At 68.3% G+C, this 22,191-nt stretch carries 15 protein-coding genes and 4 pseudogenes; 12 read left to right on the forward strand and 7 right to left on the reverse strand.

What is annotated here, in order from left to right; translation table 11 throughout:
- Positions 1–394 precede the first annotated feature (394 nt).
- The 4 genes and pseudogenes from HJD23_RS19235 to HJD23_RS43910 all read left to right on the forward strand — a co-directional run.
- A complete protein-coding gene (locus tag HJD23_RS19235) occupies positions 395–2,743 on the forward strand; it encodes a LuxR C-terminal-related transcriptional regulator (protein ID WP_171109583.1) in 2,349 nt (782 codons plus the stop codon).
- A gap of 942 nt (positions 2,744–3,685) precedes the next feature.
- Positions 3,686–4,273 carry a TetR/AcrR family transcriptional regulator gene (locus HJD23_RS19240; RefSeq protein WP_031116104.1) on the forward strand — a complete coding sequence of 196 codons (588 nt, stop codon included), beginning with the start codon at positions 3,686–3,688 and terminating at the stop codon, positions 4,271–4,273.
- 304 nt (positions 4,274–4,577) lie between these two features.
- Positions 4,578–5,927 (forward strand): class I SAM-dependent methyltransferase, encoded by a 1,350-nt coding sequence (locus tag HJD23_RS19245; RefSeq protein ID WP_171109584.1) that lies wholly within the window; start codon positions 4,578–4,580, stop codon positions 5,925–5,927.
- 190 nt (positions 5,928–6,117) lie between these two features.
- A pseudogene (locus tag HJD23_RS43910) lies at positions 6,118–6,374 on the forward strand (glycoside hydrolase family 6 protein); the annotation flags it as partial.
- Positions 6,375–6,737: 363 nt separating this feature from the next.
- Here the strand turns inward: HJD23_RS43910 and HJD23_RS19250 are convergent.
- The 3 genes from HJD23_RS19250 to HJD23_RS19260 form a co-directional block, all read right to left on the reverse strand.
- The gene (locus HJD23_RS19250) at positions 6,738–6,893 is read right to left on the reverse strand and encodes a hypothetical protein (protein ID WP_171109585.1); all 156 of its coding nucleotides are present in this window, start codon (positions 6,891–6,893) and stop codon (positions 6,738–6,740) included.
- A gap of 238 nt (positions 6,894–7,131) precedes the next feature.
- Positions 7,132–7,515: a hypothetical protein gene (locus HJD23_RS19255; RefSeq protein ID WP_240980750.1), complete on the reverse strand. Its 384-nt coding sequence runs from the start codon at positions 7,513–7,515 to the stop codon at positions 7,132–7,134.
- A 594-nt stretch (positions 7,516–8,109) separates the two neighbouring features.
- Positions 8,110–9,384: an ArgE/DapE family deacylase gene (locus HJD23_RS19260; RefSeq protein ID WP_206326016.1), complete on the reverse strand. Its 1,275-nt coding sequence runs from the start codon at positions 9,382–9,384 to the stop codon at positions 8,110–8,112.
- Between the two features lie 169 nt (positions 9,385–9,553).
- Between HJD23_RS19260 and HJD23_RS19265 the strand changes: the two genes are divergently transcribed.
- Complete coding sequence (locus tag HJD23_RS19265) at positions 9,554–9,991, forward strand: Lrp/AsnC family transcriptional regulator (RefSeq protein ID WP_171109586.1); 438 nt, start codon at positions 9,554–9,556, stop codon at positions 9,989–9,991.
- 85 nt (positions 9,992–10,076) lie between these two features.
- On the opposite strand, the gene HJD23_RS19270 is transcribed toward HJD23_RS19265, so the two are convergent.
- Positions 10,077–10,538, reverse strand: a complete 462-nt coding sequence (locus HJD23_RS19270) for a transposase (RefSeq protein ID WP_206326142.1) — start codon at positions 10,536–10,538, stop codon at positions 10,077–10,079.
- Between the two features lie 424 nt (positions 10,539–10,962).
- Between HJD23_RS19270 and HJD23_RS19275 the strand changes: the two genes are divergently transcribed.
- The 6 genes from HJD23_RS19275 to HJD23_RS19300 all read left to right on the forward strand — a co-directional run bounded on the left by HJD23_RS19275 (position 10,963) and on the right by HJD23_RS19300 (position 18,918).
- Positions 10,963–12,024 carry a LacI family DNA-binding transcriptional regulator gene (locus HJD23_RS19275; RefSeq protein ID WP_171109588.1) on the forward strand — a complete coding sequence of 354 codons (1,062 nt, stop codon included), beginning with the start codon at positions 10,963–10,965 and terminating at the stop codon, positions 12,022–12,024.
- A 93-nt stretch (positions 12,025–12,117) separates the two neighbouring features.
- Positions 12,118–13,527: a sugar ABC transporter substrate-binding protein gene (locus tag HJD23_RS19280; protein WP_206326017.1), complete on the forward strand. Its 1,410-nt coding sequence runs from the start codon at positions 12,118–12,120 to the stop codon at positions 13,525–13,527.
- A 7-nt stretch (positions 13,528–13,534) separates the two neighbouring features.
- Positions 13,535–14,539, forward strand: coding sequence for a sugar ABC transporter permease (locus tag HJD23_RS19285; RefSeq protein WP_171109589.1), 1,005 nt, complete (start codon positions 13,535–13,537; stop codon positions 14,537–14,539).
- The gene (locus HJD23_RS19290; protein WP_171109590.1) at positions 14,536–15,414 is read left to right on the forward strand and encodes a carbohydrate ABC transporter permease; all 879 of its coding nucleotides are present in this window, start codon (positions 14,536–14,538) and stop codon (positions 15,412–15,414) included. The genes HJD23_RS19285 and HJD23_RS19290 overlap by 4 nt, the downstream gene beginning before the upstream one ends.
- A 48-nt stretch (positions 15,415–15,462) precedes the next feature.
- Positions 15,463–16,935: a glycoside hydrolase family 32 protein gene (locus HJD23_RS19295; protein WP_171109591.1), complete on the forward strand. Its 1,473-nt coding sequence runs from the start codon at positions 15,463–15,465 to the stop codon at positions 16,933–16,935.
- Positions 16,936–17,124: 189 nt separating this feature from the next.
- Positions 17,125–18,918: a coagulation factor 5/8 type domain-containing protein gene (locus tag HJD23_RS19300; protein ID WP_171109592.1), complete on the forward strand. Its 1,794-nt coding sequence runs from the start codon at positions 17,125–17,127 to the stop codon at positions 18,916–18,918.
- 32 nt (positions 18,919–18,950) lie between these two features.
- Here the strand turns inward: HJD23_RS19300 and HJD23_RS19305 are convergent, their stop codons facing one another.
- The 3 genes and pseudogenes from HJD23_RS19305 to HJD23_RS43915 all read right to left on the reverse strand — a co-directional run.
- Positions 18,951–19,115, reverse strand: coding sequence for a hypothetical protein (locus HJD23_RS19305; RefSeq protein ID WP_171109593.1), 165 nt, complete (start codon positions 19,113–19,115; stop codon positions 18,951–18,953).
- A gap of 646 nt (positions 19,116–19,761) precedes the next feature.
- Positions 19,762–21,169: pseudogene (locus tag HJD23_RS19310) on the reverse strand (IS1380 family transposase).
- A gap of 195 nt (positions 21,170–21,364) precedes the next feature.
- Positions 21,365–21,595, reverse strand: a pseudogene (locus HJD23_RS43915) (hypothetical protein); the annotation flags it as partial.
- On the opposite strand from HJD23_RS43915, the pseudogene HJD23_RS19315 reads away from it, so the two are divergent.
- A pseudogene (locus HJD23_RS19315) lies at positions 21,595–22,113 on the forward strand (tyrosine-type recombinase/integrase); the annotation flags it as partial. The pseudogenes HJD23_RS43915 and HJD23_RS19315 overlap by 1 nt on opposite strands.
- Between the last annotated feature and the right edge of the window lie 78 nt (positions 22,114–22,191).

Raw genomic sequence — 22,191 nt, forward strand, 5'->3', positions numbered from 1 at the left:
CCCACGGGACTTCGGGATGCAGGGCCCTTTTCGAGTCCCGGCTCGGGCCCAGGAGCTGAATGCGTACCCGGCCAGGACGCTCACGATGCGCCCGTACACCGTGCCGGCCGCGATGCCGACACTGCTCGGGCGGCCCACCGGCCCTGCGTTCCTGGTCACCACTGCGGATCCGTTCCGTGACCGGGACCGCGGGCATAAGGTGTCGGCTGCCGGCTCGGGACGTCGGCGTCCTGGCCACGGGCGGCTTCCACGGCCTTCCGGGACAGGCCACTGGCTGTACGTGGTGCCCCTGGTGGCACAGTCGGCGGTGCGGCCATGGCTGTCAGCCCTCCGCGCAGTGGCGTTTTCTGACGGGCGGAAAGACAGCGGAAAGACAGCAGGGAGCGAGACACCGGTGACCGTTGCGGCCTCAGGGGCGGGGAACCTGCCTGCGGCGCTGACCACTTTCATCGGCCGGCGGCGCGATATCGCCGAGATCCGTCGTCTCCTCGGAGCCGCGAGGCTCCTGACACTCACCGGGCCGGGCGGTATCGGTAAGACCAGGCTGGCGTTGGAGGCGGCTGCCGCGGCCGGCGATGCCTTTCCGGACGGGGTGTGGCTGGTGGACCTGGCCCCCGTACTGGATCCGAAGGCCGTGGTCGGCGCGGCGGCGGCAGCTCTGGGCGTGCGGGACGTCGGTTCCAGACCCGTGGTCGAGAAACTCGCGGCTCATCTCTCCCGGCGCCATGCCCTGATCGTGCTGGACAACTGCGAACACGTCGTGGATGCCAGTGCGGAGCTGGCTCAGATGCTTCTGTCGGCCGCTCCGCAGCTGCGTATCCTCGCAACGAGCCGCCGGACGCTGCGCATCGTCGGCGAGTACGTGTTCGATGTACCCGCGCTGTCTCTGAACGAGGCAGTGGACCTGCTGGTGGCCCGGGCAGCCGCCGTCCAGCCGGAATTCCGGCTCCGTGACGCGAATGGAGACGAGGCGGCTCGTCTGTGTGCCGCACTGGACGGGTTGCCGCTGGCCATCGAGTTGGCCGCGTCACGGCTGCGGACCCTCACCATCGGACAACTGACGGACCGTCTGGAAGACCGCTTCGCACTGCTCACGAGCGGCAACCGAACCGCCCGCCCCAGGCATCGCACCCTGCGCGCGCTGATCGAGTGGAGCTACGAGTTGTGCTCTCCTGCCGAGCGCATCCTGTGGAACAGGCTCTCGGTGTTCGTGGGTGGCTTCAGCCTGGAGGCAGCCGAGCATGTCTGTCCAGGTGAGGGGATCGCCCGTTCTGACGTGCTGGACCTCCTCGACGCTTTGATCGCCCAGTCGGTCGTCCTGGTCGTCGAGCGCGGGGATGTGGTCCGCTACCGGATGCTGGAGACCATTCGTGAGTACGGGATGCGCAGGCTTACGGAGTCAGGAGAAGAGCCCGTCCTGCGGCGGCGGCATTGTGCGTACTTCCTCGCCCTCGCGAAGCGCACCGCTGACGGCTGGTACGGTCCCGGACAGGAAGCGGCACTGGCACGCCTTCGCACCGAACACGACAACTTCCTGGCAGCGTTGAAGCGCAGCGATGCACGAGCAGACGCACGGGCCTCGGCCCAGGATCCGGACCGGACACAGACCGCGGCGTCGGACCCCGGAGACGCCCGGACGGCGCTGGCACTGGCCGAGGCCCTGAGCATCCACTGGTGCGCCGGCGGTGCCCTCGGTGACGGACGCCGCTGGCTCGGCCGACTGCTCGCAACCTCGCCCGAACCCACCCGGACGCGGGCAACCGCCCTGGTGGCGGCTGCCTGGGTGGCGCTCCTTCAAGGCGATCTGGAAGTGGCCGACCGGTGGCTCGACGAGGCCGGGACGCTGAGTGATCAGTTGGACGATCAGCGAACGCGGGCGCTGGTCATGGGATTCCGCGGCATGTCGGCACTGTTCCGGGGGAGTCCGGAGGCAGCCGTGGCCATGTGCGAGCAGGCCGTGGACCAACTGGACGCGCTGAACGAAACACGCGCGACGGTGTTCTGGCTCTTTCTGCTGGCCGTCGCCAAAGGGCAGCTCCGGGACGCGGGCGCCGCGCAGACCGGTAGACAGGCGGTGGCTGTGGCGGAGGCGCACGGGGAGTGGCTGTGCCGCGCCTACGCGCTGTGGGCACTCGGCTTCGACGCCTGGCTACAAGGCGACTACGACGCCGCCGTCCGGTCGACGCGGGCCGGGCTGGAGATTCAACAGAGCTTCAACGACCCCATAGGAAGCGCGATGCTGGTGGGCCTCCTCGCCTGGATCACCAGCTCCTACGGCGACCACCGGATGGCGGCCCGTCTGCAGGGCGCGACACGTGCTCTATGGCGGGTCATCGGCACATCCATCGGCGCGTTCGGCCCTCATATGTCCCAGTTCCAGGCCCACTTCGAGAAGGAAACCGTGGAGGCCCTCGGCCCGACTGCGTTCGAGAAGGCCATCACGGAAGGCAGTCAGTACGACAGTCCGGCCTGTGCCGTCGAATTGGCCCTGGCGGCGTCGGCCGACGCCGGGCGCAGTGCCTCAGCTGCCCACCCATGCCCCCTGACACCCCGGGAAAAGGAGGTGGCCGCGCTGGTGGCCGAGGGCATGAGCAACCGGCAGATCGCCTCGGCGCTCGGACTGTCACCGCGCACGGTGGACCGCCATATCGAGCACATCCTGGCCAAGCTCGGATTCCGCTCCCGCGCCCGGGTCGCTGCCTGGTGGGTGGCGCATTACCACCCGTCCGGCACAATCCCGTAGCGGAGCGCGGCCGGCCCGCCGGCGTAGTCCGCTCGATCACCCACCGCTGGGGCAGAGGCCGGATGACGGGCCTGAGGGCGCGCCGTTGCTGCCGTATGCACTGCCGCCGACTGAGGTCCTGAGCCCGCTCTACTCGGCCGCCCGTTCGATCACGTCCAGGGACGAGGGGCGTACCTCGGCCCGCTGCACCGAGTACTGCACCTGCACGATCGCCGTGCTCCGGTCGGCGGGACAGCCACGGAAAGGCCTGGGCCTACGACGGCTTTGATCTGGGGCGCCTTCGCGACCACCGCCTCGGATCCGGCGTGGCCGCGAGGTACGGGGCGTCCGTGACGCGGTGCCCCTCAGTGGCCGTGAAGACGAGCTGGGCGCCCGCTCCGGGGGGGGCTGGGCTGCGGGCAGTGTCCTGCCGAAACGTGCCCACGCGGCTGGGACTCGGTGCCCGGCACGGTGAAGCGGTCGTCGAGCTTGCCGCCGAAGACGCCGGCACACGTGATGAGCGCGGCAAGGACCACGATCCGAACAGGCCGTCATCGGCGCCCCCTCGGGCGGGTGTGGGACGTCATCTCCCGCACCGACCGGTACGCCGAGTGGGTCGCCGGAGCCATCGAGGTCACCGACCACCACGGCGTCGCCACCGTCGGCAAGACCTACGCCGAGCGCAACCGCACCCTCGGCCCCCTCAAGACCGACTCGGTCTGGACCGTCAGGGAGATCGAACCCCTCAAGCGCCGCGTCGACACCGGCACCGGGATTCGCCCCGCTCCAGGACGTCACCAACACCTTCGAGTTCCGCCCGGTCCAAAGCCGGTGGGCGCACCTCATGACCACCCTAGACGTCCTGCTCCGTTCCGAGGCATCGAGGATCGCCCTCTGACAGGCGGCGGTTTCTGGCCTTGTCGAGCGACCTGATCGACAGACTGAGTCGGATAGAATCGTGTCATGGCTCATGTGTCCGCGGCGGAGCGCCGCCCCCAACTGATCAAGGCGGCCATCGCCCTCATGGCCAGGGAGGGCGTCGCCGCCGGCAGCACCCGCGCCATCGCCACCGAGCTCGGCGTGGCACAGGCGACCGTGCACTACACCTTCGGCACGAAGGAGGAGCTGTACCGGGCCGTCATGGAACAGCTCACGCACGACCTGATCACCCAGGTGACACAGGCCGCGCCCACGGACGCGAGCTTCGAGGAAACCATCGTCACGCTCGCCGAAGCACTCTGGCGGACCGTGCTCGAACAGCCCGCCTCGCACCAACTGCTCACCGAGCTGAGCATGTTCGCCATGCGTACGCCACACCTGAAGGAGGCTCTTCAGAGCCACTACAGCGAGGTCCTGGCAGTAACGACGAAACTGGTCGACCAGGCCGCCGAACGCACCGGTCACCAGCTCGGCCAGCCCGCCGAGACGATCGCGAGGTTCTTCCTGGCCGGCTTCGACGGACTGACGATGCAGCACCTCTCCCTGCCGGACGAGGAAGCCGAGCGCGTCTGCCTGCGGGCCTTGGTCTCAGCCGTCCTGGCCATGGCCTGAGGTCGCCGCTCCCGATCACGACGCCGCACCGCGGCTCCGGTCCCCAGCGGGGCTTCACGGCCGGCGCTGCGGCTGGCGGAGGAGAGGGGAGCCGCGGTCGCGACGGCCTGACGCAGCGATCCTGTCGTGACCCGGACCGGATAACCCGACCATGCCCCCCATCGGCTGCTCAAAAAAGACCTGTTCAGGTTTCAATCAATGTCTGCATATACTCACCGGCGCCGGCCGCGCCGCGGTGGAACCTTGCCAGGCCCACCGCAGTACGAAACGGGCGGGACCCCCTGTGTTGAACGGAGAAGTGCGCATGGCCGAAGCAGCCGCAGCGGTTCTGACCCGTTTCAGTCAACAGGTGCTGGGTCTCCCCCTGCCCGTGGGAATCCGCCTCTGGGACGGCAGCACGGCCGGTCCCGAGGACGGGCCGGCCTTCGTCCTGCGCGACCGCGAAGCCCTGCGGCGTCTGCTGTGGCGGCCCGGCGAGCTGGGGCTCGCCCGCGCCTGGGTGGCCGGAGACCTCGACGTCGACGGCGACCTGTACGAACTGCTGAAGCGAATCTCGACACTGCTGTGGGAACGGGACGAGCCCGGCAGCCGCACGGCGGCGCTCCGCAGAGCGCTGAGCGTGCTGACCACACCCGGCAGCCTGCGTACGGTGAGCCGGACGCTCGGCCTCGCGGGGATCGGGCTCCCTCCGGCACCGCCCGCCGAAGAGGTGGTGCGCCGTCGCGGTCCCGCGCACAGCCTGCGCCGTGACAAGGCGGCCATCAGTCACCACTACGACGTGGGCAACGACTTCTACGCCCTGGTGCTGGGCCCCTCGCTCGTCTACTCCTGTGCCTACTGGCAGGGCGACCCGGCCTCCGGCTCCGGCGGCACCCTGGAGCAGGCGCAGGAGGCCAAACTGGACCTGGTCTGCCGCAAGCTCGCCCTGCGCGAGGGGCAGCGGCTGCTGGACGTGGGCTGCGGCTGGGGCTCGCTGGCCATACACGCGGCCGAACGCTACGGCGTACGGGTCGTCGGGGTCACCATCTCGGTCGAGCAGGCGGCATTGGCTCGCGAGCGTGTTGTCGCGGCGGGGCTTGAGCACCTGGTGGAGATCAGGGTGCAGGACTACCGGCAGATCGACGACTCCCCCTTCGACGCGATCTCCTCCATCGGTATGGCCGAGCACGTGGGCGGGAAGCGGTACCGCGCGTACGCGGACATACTGCACCAACTGCTGAAGCCTGGCGGGCGTTTGCTCAACCACCAGATAGCGCGGCGCCCTGTGCGGGACGAAGGAAAGTACCGAATGGATCCTTTCATCGACCGGTACGTCTTCCCCGACGGCGAGCTGGCTCCCGTCGGCTCCACCGTGTCGCTGCTGGAAGAAGCGGGCTTCGAGGTGCGCGACGTCGAGTCCCTGCGCGAGCACTATGCCCTCACGCTACGTGAGTGGGTGGCCAACCTCGAAGCGCACTGGGACGAGGCGGTCGAGCTGACCTCGCCCGGGCGGGCGCGGGTATGGCGCCTGTACATGGCTGCCTCGGCGGTCGGGTTCGAGAACAACGCGATGGGCGTCAACCAGGTGCTGGCGGTCAGGACCGGCGATGACGGCCGGTCCGGCATGCCGTTGCGCAGGGACTTCCGAGGGACCTCGCCCTCGGTGCCTGCCTGACGCGGTGCCGGTCCGGTCGTAACGGTCGACGGTGGTAGGGGCCAAGCCGCGCTCCTCCAAGAGGCGACTCCATGCATAGCAGCATCAGCACTGACCCAGTTGACCTGAAATGGGTCTCGGTATTCGAGACGATTGGGCGCCGGCGTGCCCAAGTAGCGCTCGAACATTGGCGCGGCTCGGCGTGGCCGGGAAGGGCTTCGTGGTGGACGCCGCCCGAAACGGCAACGGTGCCATGGACGCGGTCGGCCAGCACGTCAACTGGTGCAATCCGGCTGGCCGTCGCTCGGCATCCCCAGCTCGATCGGTGTCGCCGGAGCCGATTACCTGTTGTGGATCAAGTACCCCGGAGACTCGGACGGTTCCTGCGGGATTGGCCAGGGCATCCCAGCTGGCACGTTGCCGAGCGGCTCATCGACGGAACCTGACCGGCTCTGCCGATCGTCGTAAGGGCACGCCACCCTCAAATTGGACTAGACAACAAACGAACCCCAGGCCATTGACCTGGGGTTTCATCATGGAGCGGGTGACGAGAATCGAACTCGCGCTCTCAGCTTGGGAAGCGACGGCGCTTGGGGAGGCGGATGGCTTCTGAGCTGGGCGTTTGTCCTCCTATGTGGCGCTGGGGGCCGCGGGATCGCACCGCTGTTGACCGTGGTTTACCGGTCTTATGGGCACGGCTTGGGCACGGACCCGCATCTGCGCCTCTTCGGGCGGCTCACCTGCCCGAACCGTTGCGCGGCAACTTGACCTGTTTGTCGGGCGGATCAGGGTATTGCAGTCGTGATCGGCGGAGGAACCATCACTGCGGGCTCAGTTGATGATGGTGTGGAAGAAGAGCACGGCCATCGGGGCGGAGCCGCAACTGGCCATCGTGCAGGTGGCGAGGCCGTTGCCAGCGAAGAAGGTGAGGACGCCCGCGCCGACACCGCTAAGGACTCCCAGGAGCAGGATGACAGTGGCTCGCAACCTCAGCAGGGGGAGGCCGGAAGGCTCGCGGTTGGCTGGGTACGCGGTGTGGTTTTTCCCTCCCCACAGCAAGGGATTCTTCCCTACGGCACTGACATCACCCCTGCCGCCAGACTGATCATTTCACTCTAAAACGGATTTGCTGGCCGAGCGACCTGCAGAACTTATGAGACGGGGACTCCGCCGGGTACGTACCACTCATGCCTGGCAGTAGAAGCCGAAGGCGGATCTCGATTCATTACTGGCCCTGACCTGTAGGTAGGGAGGGATCGGGGCCGAAGTCGTCGACCTCCATCGTGGCGTGCCCACCGGGTGGGCTGGTCAGCGAACCCTGGACGCGGACCGGTATGCCAGCGTCGTGGCACTGAACGGCCGTGTGGTAATCCGTGTCATGTAGGTCCATCCAGACAGTCCTGCTGCGTCGCTTGATCAGCGTTTGGACTCCTACACGGCCGGTCTCGTCCTCGGGGTGACGGCTGAGGTCGGTGACGATGCCGTAGATCAGGTGTCGGCTGGTGTAGACGCGCGTCTTCAGTTGTGCCGATACGCGGTCCACGATGTCGATCGCGGCACGGTTGAACTCGACGTGAGGAGGGTGCCTGGTGGTGGCGTTGGATGTCAACCATTAAGCCTCGTGAGCGCAGAGTCACATCAACGCCGTCTTTGTCGACGTTCCAGTCACAGATCGTGTAGCCGCCCTGTGTGGCGAGGACGTGCACGTAGGCACGACTGAGTTGTTCCTGCTGCCAGCTCGTCGCCTCTGTCGCCACTGGTCCCCCTCCCTCGGCTGATCGCGAGGATAAGACGACGGAGCGGGCTGCGGAATAGGGCCTGCCAGTGAGAACCGTGCACAACCGCCTTTCACTACTGGCGGATTGGTTCCTCGCTCGGTCGACACGGCCTGATTGCTGACTTCCTCGGGTGTTGTCGGGGTGGTGACGGGTGGTGATCCCTGCGGTAGGCCGGTGGTATGCGGTACGCGCAGGGTGGCGGGCTGACCGCCGAGGGGCGACGGCTTCGTGAGCGGATCCGGTACGAGGCAGGTAGGCGGTTCGGCCGTGGTGAGAGGACTGCGGTGATCGCTCTCGGGCCGGTGGCCGAGGACTGCCGTACTGTCGGAACCGCCGCTGGCCGCCCCTCCGACCGCCTCCGGCTCGCCCCAACAGTCACTTCCACCGGGTCACAAGCAGCCGGTAGGGGGTGAGGCCGGGGGCTACTACTTGGTGCCGACCGTGCGCAGTGTGGCGAGCACGAGTGCCCGGGTGACGGTGACGATGTCGCTCACGCGGACCTGTTCCTGTGGACCGTGTGCGAGGCGTACGTCGCCGGGGCCGTACTGCAGCGTAGGGATGCCCGCCCCGGAGTACAGTCGCAGGTCGCTGCCGTAGGGGGCGCCTCGCTCGGAAGGTCGCGGGCCGCCGGTGACGTCGGCGTGCGCGTCGGCGACCTGGGCCGCGAGCGGATGCCCGGTCGGCAGCCGTCCGCTGGCGAACTGTCCGCCGGGCCACGTCACCGTGGCGGGGTAGGAACGCAGCCAGGGGTCGGCCGCGCAGGCTTCGGCCACGCACGCCTCCAGTTCGGTGCGTGCCTGGGCCGGATCCTCGCCCAGCCGGACGCCCAGTCTTCCCTCGGCCACCAGGAGGTCGGGCACGCTGCTGGCCCAGTCGCCGGAATGGACGGTACCGACGGACAGCGGGTAGGGGATGGGGTATTCGGACATGAGCGGGTCGGCGCCGACGTTGCGGCGGGCTTCCAGATGGGCGAGCGCGCGGTGGATGGGCAGGTATGCGTCGATGGCGCTCACTCCCACGTATCTGGTGCTGCCGTGGGTGGCCCGGCCGGGTACTTGGATGCGAAAGGTCAGGGCGCCGGCGTTCGCAGTCATGACCGCGCCGCTGGTCGGTTCGGTGATGATGCAGGCGTCGCCGGTGTGACCGCGTTGGAGGGTGCCGAACGCCCCGAGTCCCCCGTCCTCTTCGCTGACTACGAAATGCGCGGACACCTGGCCGCGCAACCTTGCGCCCGCCTCCCGTATCGCGGCCAGGGCGGCGAGTATCGCCACCACCCCCGCCTTCATGTCGCACGCTCCTCGTGCGTGCACCACGTCCCCGGTGACCCGAGGGCGGAAGGGGTCACCCTCCCAACGCGCCAGGTCTCCGGAAGGGACGACGTCGACGTGCCCCTGGAGGATCAGGGTCGGCCCGTCGCCCTGGGGCACCGTGCCGCCCACCAGGCCCCACGCCTCGGTGCGCGGGGCCTCGCTGCCGGGAAAACGGGGATGGTCACGTAGCTCGGGCAGGTTCATGGACCACAGGTCGACATCGAGGTCCATCCGCTTCAGATGCCGGGCCAGGACGTGCTGAACCTCGGACTCCGCGGCGCTCCCCGTCACGCTCGGAACAACGAGAAGTTCCAGCAGCAGCCGGGCGATGGCCGCCTCGTCCACCGCGGCCAGTGCCGAGGCTTCCACATCGCTCAGGCTTGCTGTCATCTCAACACTGCTCCCAGCACGTGACATCAGGACAAGCCGGAGACTATGTTCGGCGGACAACGCAAGCAATCGCCATTTGCTGCTGCCTACTGTCGCTTTCTTGCAATGTCAGCGGGCCCGTGGTCATTTCTTGCGCTGGGCCGCAGGTTCTGATGTCTGGAGTGAGGTCATGGACGCCATCGATCAAGCGATCGTCCGGTACGTGCTGCACGACGCGCGGGCCACATACGCCCAGATCGGCAAGGCGTCCGGGCTGTCCGCGCCCGCCGCCAAGCGGCGTCTCGACCGCCTCGTGGCTACCGGAGCGATCCGCGGTTTCACCGCTCTCGTCGATCCTCAGGCGTTGGCCTGGCACACCGAGGCTTTCGTCGAGGTCTACTGCACCGGCAATCCCACCCCCGCCGAACTGCGCCAGGCCCTGGAGGCCATCCCCGAGGTCGTCGAAGCCTGCACCGTCTCGGGGGCCGCCGACGCAGTCGTCCACATCCTCGCCAGCGACATCCCCCACCTGGAACAGGCCATCCAACGCATGCGCGCCACCCCTCCTGTGGAACGGACCGAGAGCGCCATCGTGCTCTCCCGGCTGTTGAACCGGCCTCGCGTGTGATCGACACCGTGGGACCACCGCGAGTGCCGAGGCTGGCGTCCGCCGGCCTCGGGCCGACGCAGCAGACCGGTGGTCGCCTCGGTGGCTACTGACTTCCTCGGGTTGTTTTCGGCTGCTGGGTGAGGGTCAGTCTTGTGCCGGCCAGGCAGCCGTCGATGAGGGCGGGCCGGAGCTGGATATGACGTAAGCCCCGGCGGAGGGTGCGTTCAAAGTGCTCGTCGTCGGCGAAGGCGGTGTTGGCCAGCGGTCCGCGCCGTAACAGCGACCAGACACCCTCGACCGGATTCAAGTCCGGGGCACAGGAAGGCAGTTGGATGATAGTGAGCCAGTCGTGTGCGGCCGCGTACTCACGCATCCCGGCTGCCCGACGGGTGTTGAGACTGTCCCAGATCAGCACGATAGGTGCCTGGAGTTGGATGTGAGCCCGGACGACCAGGTCGCGATAGTCGCTCCAGGCGAAGGTGTCGCGTCCCTTGCCTTTGTGTTCGCGGTGGCGGCGCGGCCGGTAGATCAACCGGGAGTTCTCACCCGGCTTGTAGCAGCACATCGCGGCGATCGACCAGCGGCGCCAGGAGCGGCCCCGCACGCGTACCGCATACCACCGGCCTACCGCAGGGATCACCACCCGTCACCACCCCCGACAACACCCCGAGGAAGTCAGTAGTCCGGCGACGCGCCGGCGAGCGGGACGGGGCCGTGCTGCGCCGGAGGAGCTGGGTGGGGCCGGTGCTGTCCAGGACGAACAACAGCCGGGGAAGCGCGGTAGTGCCGCAAGCCACTCCTCCGACTCCAGCTCCCGTTCGATGGCCGGCCGACGGCGCCCCGGGACCGTGGGTACGCACCACCCCTCGCAAATGCCTGGACATGAGTTTGTAACCAGCCATTGACAGGAGCTTTGGCCGAAGGCACTCTCATGTGCACACGGTTGCCTAACCGGTTAGGCAACCCGGTTTCAACCAGTATGGGCGGGGATGATGGCGCGCCGGATCGGGATCAAGGACGTGGCTGCCGCGGCAGGTGTGTCCAAGGCGACGGTGTCGCACGTCCTCAACCGGGTCGAGGGCAAGCGGATCAGCCAGGAGACCCAGCAGCGCATCTGGCGGGTCGCCGAGCAGCTCGGATATGCGCCGAACAGTCTGGCGCAGGCATTGGCGACGCAGCGGTCGCAGACCATCGGCTTCGTCAGCGACGAGATCGCCACCACCCCCCATGCCGGCCGGATGATCCTGGGTGCCCAGGAGGCCGCCGCGGCCCAGGGCCTGGTGCTGCTGCTGGTCAATACGAGCGGAGATGCGGAACTGGAGCGCACCAGCATCGAGATGCTGCTCCAGCGGCAGGTGGACGGCGTGCTGTACGCGGCCATGTACCACCGCATCGTGGAACTGCCGGAGGCCCTGCGCTCGACGCCCACCGCACTGCTGGACGCGCGCTGCGACGACCCCGCCGTCCCCTTCGTGGTGCCCGACGAGGTCCAGGGCGGTTACACGGCGGTACGCGAGCTGATCGACCATGGCCATCGCCGGATCGGCGTGACCGTGCAGACCCGCGACCTTCCCGCCCGGGAGGGCCGCTTGGAGGGCTACCGCAAGGCGCTGGCCGAGGCCGGCATCCCCTACGACCCGTCCCTGGTCGCCGCCGAGACGGCGGTGCCGTTCGACACGGTCGGCGGTGATGTGGACTCGGGCTACCGGGCCGCCCGGCGTCTGCTGACGGCGGAGCAGCGCCCGACGGCGTTGTTCTGTTACACCGATCGGATGGCCGCCGGCGCCTACCGGGCTGCCGCGGAGTTGGGACTGTCCATCCCTCACGACCTGTCGGTCGTGGGGTTCGACAACCAGGAGCTGGTCGCCGAGGCGCTCTACCCCCAGCTGACCACGGTCCAGCTTCCGCACTACGAGATGGGGGCGCGGGCCGTCGCACAGCTGCTCGCGCTCACCGGAACGCCGGGTTCGCCACCAGGCCCGGTCGCACAGGAAGTGCTCCACTGCCCGCTGGTGGCGCGGGCATCGGTCACTTCGCCGCCCCGGCTCTGAACCCGGGACGGCGAAGCTTTCGCACTACGACAGGCGACCGTCGCAACCGGTCGTCATCCCTGTCAGTACTTGGAACACAGTGAGGGTACACGCATGTCCTCTGGCATTTTCAAGGAGCCGTTCAGCCGCCGTGGCGTGCTGAGAGCCGGCGTCGCCTCCGCCGCGGTGGCGGGCGTGGGCGGGCTGGCCTCCGCCTGTTCCTCCGGCTCGTCGAGCTCTTCCGGCTCGAACGTGCTGAACGTCTTGGTCTTCACCGACCAGGCGTCCGCGGACAAGCTGAGCAAGGTGGCCGCGCCGTTCGAGAAGGCGCACCCCGGCATGAAGGTGAAGTTCACCGGCATCTCGGGCACGGACTGGAACGACTTCTTCAGCAAGCTGCTCACCCAGATCGCCGCCGGCAACGCCCCCGACATCGCCTCCGTCGCCACCGAGGGCCTGCAGCTCTTCGCGGCCAAGGGCCTGGCCGAACCGCTGGACGACTACGTGAAGCGGGACGCCTCCCAGCTCAAGTCGTACTTCGCCGATGTCCACCCGGCGCTGATCGAAGCGATGATGTACCAGGGCCACCTGTACGAACTGCCGACCGATTTCAACGCCGGCAACATGTTCTACAGCACCTCCCTGCTGGAAAGCGCCGGCGTGGGGCGCCCGGCCGACGACTGGACCAAGGACGACTTCTACGACATCGCCACCAAGATTGCCCGCAAGGGCGGTTCGGCCGTCCCCTACAACTGGGTGGTGCGGCTGTGGGGCAGTTGGACGTCCTGGATGTACGCCAACGGCGGCAACCTGCTGACCGAGGGCAAGTGGGACGGCGGCGACTGGCTGTGGAACACCTTCTACCCGAACGACCCCGCCGCCTCGGGCCGCAAGGGCGGCTGGCGCTGGGGGGATCCGACCGCCAACTCCGCCCCGGTCGTCGAGTCTCTCGACTACATGATCCAGCTGCAGAAGGAGGGCCTGTCGGCCAAGCCTGACGTCGGTGGCGGCGCCACGCTGCAGGGCCTGTTCGCCAGCAACAAGATCGGCATGTCGGTCGGCGGCGGGTTCTGGGCGGGTGGCCTGCACAACGCCGGCATGGAGACGGGCTCCTTCGACGTGCAGTACTTCCCCAAGTGGCGTACTCAGCGGCACCTGTTCGGCGCGGGCGGCTACGGCATCCTCAAGTCGTCCAAGAACAAGGACCTCGCCTGGGAGTTCGTGAAGTCCCTGGTGTCGGCGAAGAACCTGGACGTGCTGATGCCGGGCAACACCACCACCTTCCCGCGCAAGTCGATGATGACGGCCGAGAGGTACTCGACCACCGGTCCCGAGAACTGGCACGTCTTCTACGACACCCTCACCAAGTTCCCCGAGACCGCGCCGATCCCGGCCCCGCCGTACTACCAGGCGATGGCCATCGCGCTGAACAAGCGCACCACCGAGGCGATGTCCTCGGGCAAGGCGAAGGCGGCCCTGGACGGTCTGCAGAGCGACCTCGAGACCGCCATGAAGACAGGGTGAGGCGTTGATGTCACAGGCTTCACAGGCTGTCCGAAACCGTGGCCGCGCGTCCGCCCCGTCGGGCGCGCGGTCCGGCCGCCCTCCCGGGCAACAGGAAGAGCAGAGCGCGGCGCTGCGTCGCCGCGCCCAGAACCGACGCTCCCGCCGCGAGACCCTGTTCGGCTACGCCATGGTGGCCTCGGCCCTGGTCGTGGTCGTCGTGTTCACCGTGGCGCCGATCCTCGCCTCGTTCGTCCTGGCCCTGTTCAAGTGGGACGCCATCTCCAGCCCCGAGTTCGTCGGGCTGGACAACTTCGACGCGCTGCTGAGCGACGAGACGGTCACCCACTCGCTGCTGGTGACCTCCGGTCTCGCCGTGATCATCGTCTTCCTCCAGGTCGCCCTCGGCCTGGGACTGGCGCTGTTGGTCGCCCAGCGGGCGTCGAAGATCGTGCAGCACCTCTTCCGCGCGGCGTTCTTCCTGCCGATGCTGGCCTCTGCGGCGTCCATCTCGATCGTGATGGCGTACGTGTTCAACGACCAGTTCGGCGTCATCAACTACTACCTGGACCTGCTCCACCTGCCCGAGGTCTCGTGGCTGAGCTCCACCGGGGGAGCGACGGCCACCATCGTGCTGGTCGCCGTGTGGCAGCAACTGGGCTTCACCTTCATCCTCTTCGTCGCCGCCCTGGGCTCCGTGCCGGGCGACGTCCTGGAGGCCGCGCAGATCGACGGCGCATCGCCCGCCCGCATGTTCTGGCGGATCAAGCTGCCCCTCATCAGCCCCACCGTGCTGTTCGCCTCCACCGTGGGACTGATCAACACGATGCAGCTGTTCGACCAGCCTTATGTGATGACCAAGGGCGGCCCCGGCGAGTCGACCTACACCACCGTGCTGCTCGTGTACCGGACGGCCTTCCAGAACCTCCAGTTCGGCTATGCCTCGGCCATCTCCGTGGTGCTGTTCACCGTCCTGCTGATCATCACGGCCGTGCAGTTCACGGTGAGCCGAAAGTGGGTGTTCTACTCGTGACCGCCATCCTCGACAAGCAGCCCGCAACCACCGCCCGCGCCCCCCGCCGACGCCGGCGGGTCCGCATCGGACGTCTGCTGTCGCTCACCGTGCTGACGGTTACGGCCGTGCTGGTGGTGGCGCCGCTCGTGTGGGCCCTGGCCACCTCCCTGCGCACCCCGGCCACGTCCTTCGACAATCCGCCGCAGTGGATCCCCACGGATCCGGTCTGGTCGAACTACCAGGCCGTCTTCGACAAGGTCCCCTTCACCGGGTTCTTCCTCAACAGCGTGATCGTCACCGGACTCATCGTGGTCGGCCAGCTCATCACCTCCACGATGAGCGGCTACGCCTTCGCCATGGTCCGCTTCCGCGGCAACAAGGCCCTGTTCGCCGTCATCCTGGCCACCATGATGGTCCCGATCCAGACGACCATCATCCCGGTCTTCCTGATCATCAAGTACCTGGGCCTGACCGACAGCCGCATGGCGCTCGTCCTGCCCGCCGTCGGAGGCGCCTTCGGCACCTTCCTGATGCGGCAGTACTTCCTGCAGATGCCACGCGAACTCGGCGAGGCGGCACGGGTGGACGGAGCCTCCCACTTCCAGGTCTTCGCCCGCATCTACGCCCCCATGGCGCGCGCCCCGATGGCCACCCTTGGAGTGCTCACCTTCTCCGCCTACTGGAACGAATTCTTCCGCCCGCTGATCTTCCTGCAGTCGACCGACAACTTCACCCTGCCCCTGGGCCTGGTGACCCTGCAGGGAAACATGGGCACCGGCAGCGTCTCCATCGTGCTCGCCGCAGTGATCATCGCCCTGATCCCCAGCGTGCTGATCTTCCTCGCCGCCCAGCGGTACTTCGTCGAGGGCATCGTCGCCGGCTCCTTCCGCTGAGCCACCCTCACCCCTCCGACGCTCTCCAACACCTCGAAAGGCACGCGTGTGTCCACCGCGCCCTTTGACCGCGACCGGCACCGCCCCGTCGCGCACCTGCGCCCGCCCCGCAACTGGATCAACGACCCCAACGGGCTGGTCCACCACGACGGCCACTACCACGTCTGCTACCAGTACAACCCGTACGGAACCGACCACGCCCACATGCACTGGGGCCACTTCCGCAGCCCTGACCTAGTGAGCTGGGAGCCGCTGCCCCTAGCCCTTACCCCCACCCCCGGGGGCGAGGACGCCGACGGCTGTTTCTCCGGCAACGCCGTCTCCGACGGTGACCGGCTCGTCGCCTTCTACTCCGCGCACCGCCAGGAACGCCCGCAGCACCAGCTGGTCACCACCGCCATCTCCCGCGACGGCGGCCTGACCTTCCGCCCCCGCGGCGACCTCCTCATACCCGAGCCGCCCGACGGCACCACCATGTACCGCGACCCCTACGTCTGGCAGGACGGCAACAGCTGGCGGATGCTGGTCGGCGCCGCACTCGCCGACGGCCGCGCCGCGGCCCTGCTGTACGACTCACCGGACCTGCAGACCTGGACCTACCGGGGCCCCTTCTTCGCCCGCGCACCGCAACCCGTCGGCGACGCCGGACTGCTCACCGGCGAAGGCTGGGAGTGCCCCCAGTACCTGCCAGCGGCCTCCGGGCGAGGTGCCCTCATCCTCTCCGCCTGGTACGAACGCGACGGCCCGCAAGGCGTGCTGGCCCTGGCAGGTGAGGACCGCGGTGACGTCTTCGAAGCAGACCCGCCCCAACTCCTCGACCACGGCCCGGACTTCTACGCCCCCGCCCTGCTCCGCGCACCCGGCCGCAGATGGCTGCTGTGGGGCTGGTCCTGGGAAGCCCGCAACCAGGAGTGGTCCAACGCCGAAGGCTGGGCCGGAACGCTCACGCTCCCCCGCGAGATAGAACTGACCGAGGACGGCCGGATACACCAGCGGCCCGCCGCGGAACTGCTCGCACTACGCGGGGAACGTACCGTCCACGCAGCCGGACTGGCCGCAGAGTCCGCTCCAGTGGAATTGGGCGAAGTCAGCCGCAGCTTCGACCTCACGGCTCGTCTCGAAGCCACCGGCAAGACCGGCCTGCGCCTGGTCACCGCTCCCGACGACTCCGAGTACCTCGACATCCTCCTCGACGCCGACGCGGGCCAGTTGGTCGTCAACCGCGACAACGCCTCACTGGACCCTCGCGCCCACGGCGGCGCCTACACGATGCCCTGCCCCAGCGGTCGGCCGGTCGACCTGCGCGTCGTGGTCGACCATTCCATCGCCGAGATCTTCCTCTCGACCGGCCAGGTCCTCACCGTTCGCTTCTACCCGGTGGGCGAAGGCCCCTGGCACCTGCAGGCGCACACCGCGCCCGGCGCACAGCTCAACTACTCGATCGACGCATGGCAGCTCCTGCCGCTTGAGATCAAGGAATTCGGCACCGACACGCTCAACGGGAAAGGCCGCGCGGCGTAAACGCCGCCCAACCAGCGTGCGATTACCGCGAATTCCGGCAGAACATCCCGGCCGTGGAGGACGACGCCCCCACGATCCCCAGTTCCGCCAGGCCGCCGCATTCCTGCCGTTCCCGAATGAACCACTCGACCCGAGAGCGCACTCTCCACCCACTTTGTCCCCTCATATCCTGAACCTGGAGACAGTCCCATGACCCCTGCCTCGAATCCCTCCCCGTCCGGACGTCCAGCCGTCGCCCGCCGCACCGTTCTCGGTGCGGCAGGCGCCGCGGCCGCCGCAGCAGTCACCCTTCCCGGGCCGGCGTCAGCCGCCCCACAGACCAAGCCGCCGCAGCCCCTGACCGGCGGCGGTGATCTCGGCCCGAACGTCATCGTCTTCGACCCGTCCACCCCCGGCATCCAGTCCACACTGGACAAGGTCTTCCACCAACAGGAATCGGACGAGTTCGGCACCGGCCGCTACGCGTTCCTGTTCAAGCCCGGCACCTACAACGGCCTCAACGCCCAGATCGGGTTCCACACCTCCATCGCCGGCCTCGGGCTGACTCCCGACGAGACGACCATCAACGGCGACATCACAGTCGACGCCGAATGGAACGGCGGCAAGGCCACGTCGAACTTCTGGCGGTCCGCCGAGAACCTCGCGGTGGTACCGGCCAACGGCACGAACCGTTGGGCCGTCTCCCAGGCGGCGCCCTTCCGGCGCATGCACGTCCGCGGGAACCTCAACCTTGCCCCCACCGGCTACGGCTGGGCCAGCGGCGGCTACATCGCCGACAGCCGCATCGACGGCCACGTCGGACCGTACTCCCAGCAGCAGTGGTACACCCGCGACAGCGCGATCGGCGGGTGGCTCAACGCCGTCTGGAACATGGTGTTCTCCGGCGTCGAAGGCGCACCCGCGCAAAGCTTCCCCACCCCGCCCTACACCACACTCGACACGACCCCCATCTCGCGTGAGAAGCCGTTCCTCTACCTGCGGGGAAGCGAGTACCGGGTTTTCCTGCCCGCGAAGCGCACCAACGCCCGCGGAGTCAGCTGGGGCAACGGCACGCCGCGAGGCACCTCACTGCCCTTGTCGCGGTTCTACGTGGCCAAACCGGGTGTCACGGCGGCCACTCTCAATCGGGCACTCGCCCAGGGACTCCACCTGCTGCTGACCCCGGGGATCTATCACCTCGACGAGACGGTCCGCGTCAGGCGGCCCAACACGGTGGTGCTCGGACTCGGCTACGCCACGCTGATCCCGAACAACGGCGTCACCGCCCTCAAGGTCGCCGACGTCGACGGAGTGCGCCTGGCCGGCTTCCTCATCGACGCCGGGCCGGTCAACTCCCGCACCCTGCTCGAAGTCGGCGAACCCGGCTGCTCGGCCGGCCACAGCGTCAACCCGATCACCGTGCAGGACGTGTTCATCCGCATCGGTGGAACCGGCCCCGGCAAGGCAACCACGAGCATGGTGATCAACAGTCGTCACACCATCATCGACCACACCTGGCTCTGGCGCGCCGACCACGGTGACGGCGTGGGCTGGGAGACCAACCGGGCCGACTACGGCGTCGTCGTGAACGGCGACGACGTCCTCGCCACCGGCCTGTTCGTCGAGCACTTCAACAAGTACGACGTGCAATGGAACGGACAGCGCGGCCGCACCATTTTCTTCCAGAACGAGAAGGCGTACGACGCCCCGAACCAGGCGGCCATCCAGAACGGCTCCGTCAACGGCTACGCGGCCTACAAAGTGGCCGACTCGGTGACCACACACGAGGCATGGGGACTCGGCAGCTACTGCAACTACAACGTCGACCCGACCATCGTCCAGCACAACGGCTTCGTTGCCCCGAACACACCGGGCGTGAAATTCCACCACCTCCTGGTCGTCTCACTCGGCGGCAACGGCCAGTACGAACACGTCATCAACGACACCGGCGCGCCGACCTCAGGCACATCGACCATCCCGTCCAACGTGGTCTCGTATCCCTGAGCTCACCGCTCATCGACAACCCCGTCGATCGGTCAGCAGATCAACGGTTCCCGGCCCGGCCCGTCCAGCCGGGCCGGGAAGTCCGCGTCGGTCACTTCGAACGCGAACTGCGTCCAGTCCGACCTGGCCTCCTTCGGCGCCGGCCTGACCGCGACCTCCTCGGTGCGGCGATGCTCCCTCCCGCGTACGTGGCTCAACCAAGCGGTGTGACCAGCATCGAGGTCATCGACGCACCAGCTGGCCTCGACTAGGTCATGGAGTTCTCGATGCCCCGTGATCCGATCGCATCCGCGCCGAGGGGAACCGCATCCAGCTGCTCCTGAACGGCGCGCGGATCACCGAAGTGACGGACATGACCTATACGAGTGGACACGTCGACCTCAACGTGTTCGGAGGGGGGCGGCGTACCAGGACGCCTTCGCGAAGGAGCTGTGACCGCCAGTCGAGCCGACCTGCGGCAGTGATCGTAGAGGCTCCGCCCCAGGTACCCGGCGGGCGGAGTCTCTGCGCTACCGCTGGCAGATGGATGACGGCAAGGTGCCTGTCAACAGGTGGCAGGTCCACCCGGTCTCGGTGTCCCAGTGCAGGACCTGCGTGTGGTCGGACAGGTACCCGACCCAGACGCCGGTTACCCCCGCAGGCAGCTTCGGCGCCCGATCGGGGGGAACAAGGCCATGGCGTGTTAGCCTCCCCGTTTCACTTCGGATGGCTGGGCTGCGCTGATGGCGGTGGACCGGTGGTGTCGGTTGCTGGTCGCTCGGCGGGCATGGCTGGGGCCCGACGCTCGGGCCGGGTGCTCCAGGGTTCCTCGGGTCTTGGGGCGGGCAGGGTCGGTGCCGCAGGTCAGGTGGCCGGTCGTGGCAGTGCCGTGAGGCGGGCGAACGCACTGGCGAGTTCGTGCCGCCAGGGCCAGTTCGCGGCGATCCGCAGTCGGATGCGGCGGCCGCCGCGAGTGATGCGGGCGGCTGCGTGCAGGATCCGGTAGCGGAGCTTTTTCGGCTCGGCGGTGGCCAACTCGCCCTCCAGCAGCAGAGTCTGGGTCCAGGCAAGCAGGTCTGTGGCGGTCAGCGCGAGCTCGAGCCACGCTTGGTTGACAGCGAAGTGACGGGAGGGGAAGCGGCCCAAGCCGGTGGTCTTGCCGCAGCGGATGCGGTCCTCAACGCGGGCGTGGCCCCGATGGCGGACCTCCAGGTGCTGCAGGGAGCCCTCGCCGTAGGGGGTGTCGGTGAGAAAGACCTGGTGGCGCATGCCCTCGTCCCGGTCGAACAGGGACAGTTGGGCGCCGGGGTGCGGGCGCTCACGGCGGACGATGATGCGCGTGCCGTCGGGGTAGCCGGCCAGGTCGATCATGCCGGTCAGCTCGGCGACTTCCGCGCCCTGGCGCAGGGTGCCGTCCTGTTCGAGTGCGGGATGCCAGACCTGCTCGGGCAGGGCCCGGATCGCCTGGCGGACCGACTCGGTGACGGCGTATCCGACGGAGAAGTAGGTGAGGATCCCACATGAGCGCAGGGCCCGCACGTGGTCCAGGAACGCTTTCGCTCCTCCGGCACTGTCTGTCCGCGCGGACGAGGATGGGTGTGCCGTGGCGGTGTGCGTCGGGGATCTGGGCAAGGGCCTGGTCGAGGACGGTGATGTGGTCAGCGGCGGTGTTGGCACCGGCGTTGCCGGGCCTGAGCAGTGCGGCCAGGGCTTCGCCGGTGTTGTCCAGGAAGCACAGCAATGGGTGGTAGCCGAAGCCGCGCTTGTAGGTGGCCGCCGCCTGCTCCTTCTCGGAGTGGCAGGTAACCAGGGTGGCGTCGAGGTCCAGGACAAGACCGGGCAGGTCGCGTCCGCCCGCGCGGGCTGCGGGTATCCCTGCCCTGGTCTCGGCGGCTTGCAGCCATGCGACCTCCCGGGCGGTGGCCCTGGCCGAGCGCAGGCGGGCGAGTGCAGCCGAGTCGATGCCGGCCAGCAGGCGCCAGGCGGTCGGCGTGGAGGCGACGGGGCCGAACACCTCCGCCTGGTCGCGCAGCAGGGCCAGGTCCGTTATCGCATCGCCGCCGTCGGCGAGCATGACCGCGAGATCGACCGCGATCCGGCCGGGATCGTGCCCGGTGCCACGCGGTCGCAGCCGACGGAGTGCGTCCGTGAAGGCGCTGGTCAGGCCAGTGACATCGGCGAGATCGGCCAGCAAGCGGGATCCGGCGTGACTGGCCACCCCGTGACCGTCGGCCGACACGACGAGCTTGGGACGCGACCGGGTAGGGTGCACGCAGAAAGTGCCTTCCTGCTGTGATGACAGAGACCTTCGACAAGCCTCATCTTCCCAGCTCAGAAGGCACTTTCGCTTTTCCGATCAAGACTCGGACACCGCCGCGAGTGAAACGCGCAGGCTAGGCGTTGGCGCTGGCGGCGAGCGGCGGAGGGGCTGCCGGTCAGGTGTCGGCGTCGGCACGCAGACCGCGGGTCACGCGGCCTTCTGCCGAGCCAGCGCTGCTACAGCGAGGTCAACGCGAGTGGGGTGCGGGGTCGTGCGGGGTGCGTTGCCCTGGGCACGGCCGTCGAGCCCCAGGCGCCGGCTGCGGCAGGGTTCGCCCTGGCCGACGTGGCACCAGCGGCACGGCACGCTAAGAGCATCGGGTTGTCCGGCGGCGACGGCGACCTCGCGGGCGGCGCGAGCCGGCCGGTAGCGGGCGAGTTCGCCGTCGCAGTGTCGATCTCGACGAATGCTCCCTGCGTGTCACCCAGGCTTCCCCGGAGCTGACCAACGGAAGGCGCGTCACCGGCGATCCCAAGACACGGGCAGGCAAGCGCACTGTCTACCTGCCGGACTTCCTGAAGCCCGAGCTGCGTCGCCACCTGCAGTGGTTCGCCGAGAAGGAGCCGGACGGCCTCCTGTTCGTGGGCGAGAAGGGAGCGCCCTTCCGCCGCTCGACCTTCGGACGGAAGTGGCGCAAGGCGAGGACCAAGGTCGGGATGCCGGACAACTTCCGCTCCTACGACCTCCGGCACACCGGCAATACCTTGGCCGCCGACACCGGCGCCAAGCTGAAGGACCTCATGGTCCGCGCCGGCCAGTCCTCGGAGCGGGCCCAGCTGATCTACCAGCATTCGACGGCGAAGCATCAGCGCAAGCTCGCCCAGGGCATTGATGCCGAGGTACGGCAGCAGCTGCGCGAAGCGGGCGGCGGGCGCCAGGAGGCCCGCGAGGGGTAACCGACGGCAGTCGACGTGGCCTCGGCGGACTTCCGGCCGGGGCCACGTGCTTCATCGTCGGCACCGCGTTGGTGGACA

Origin of the sequence: Streptomyces sp. Z423-1, assembly GCF_013009255.1 — a bacterium.
Classification (GTDB): domain Bacteria; phylum Actinomycetota; class Actinomycetes; order Streptomycetales; family Streptomycetaceae; genus Streptomyces; species Streptomyces gossypiisoli.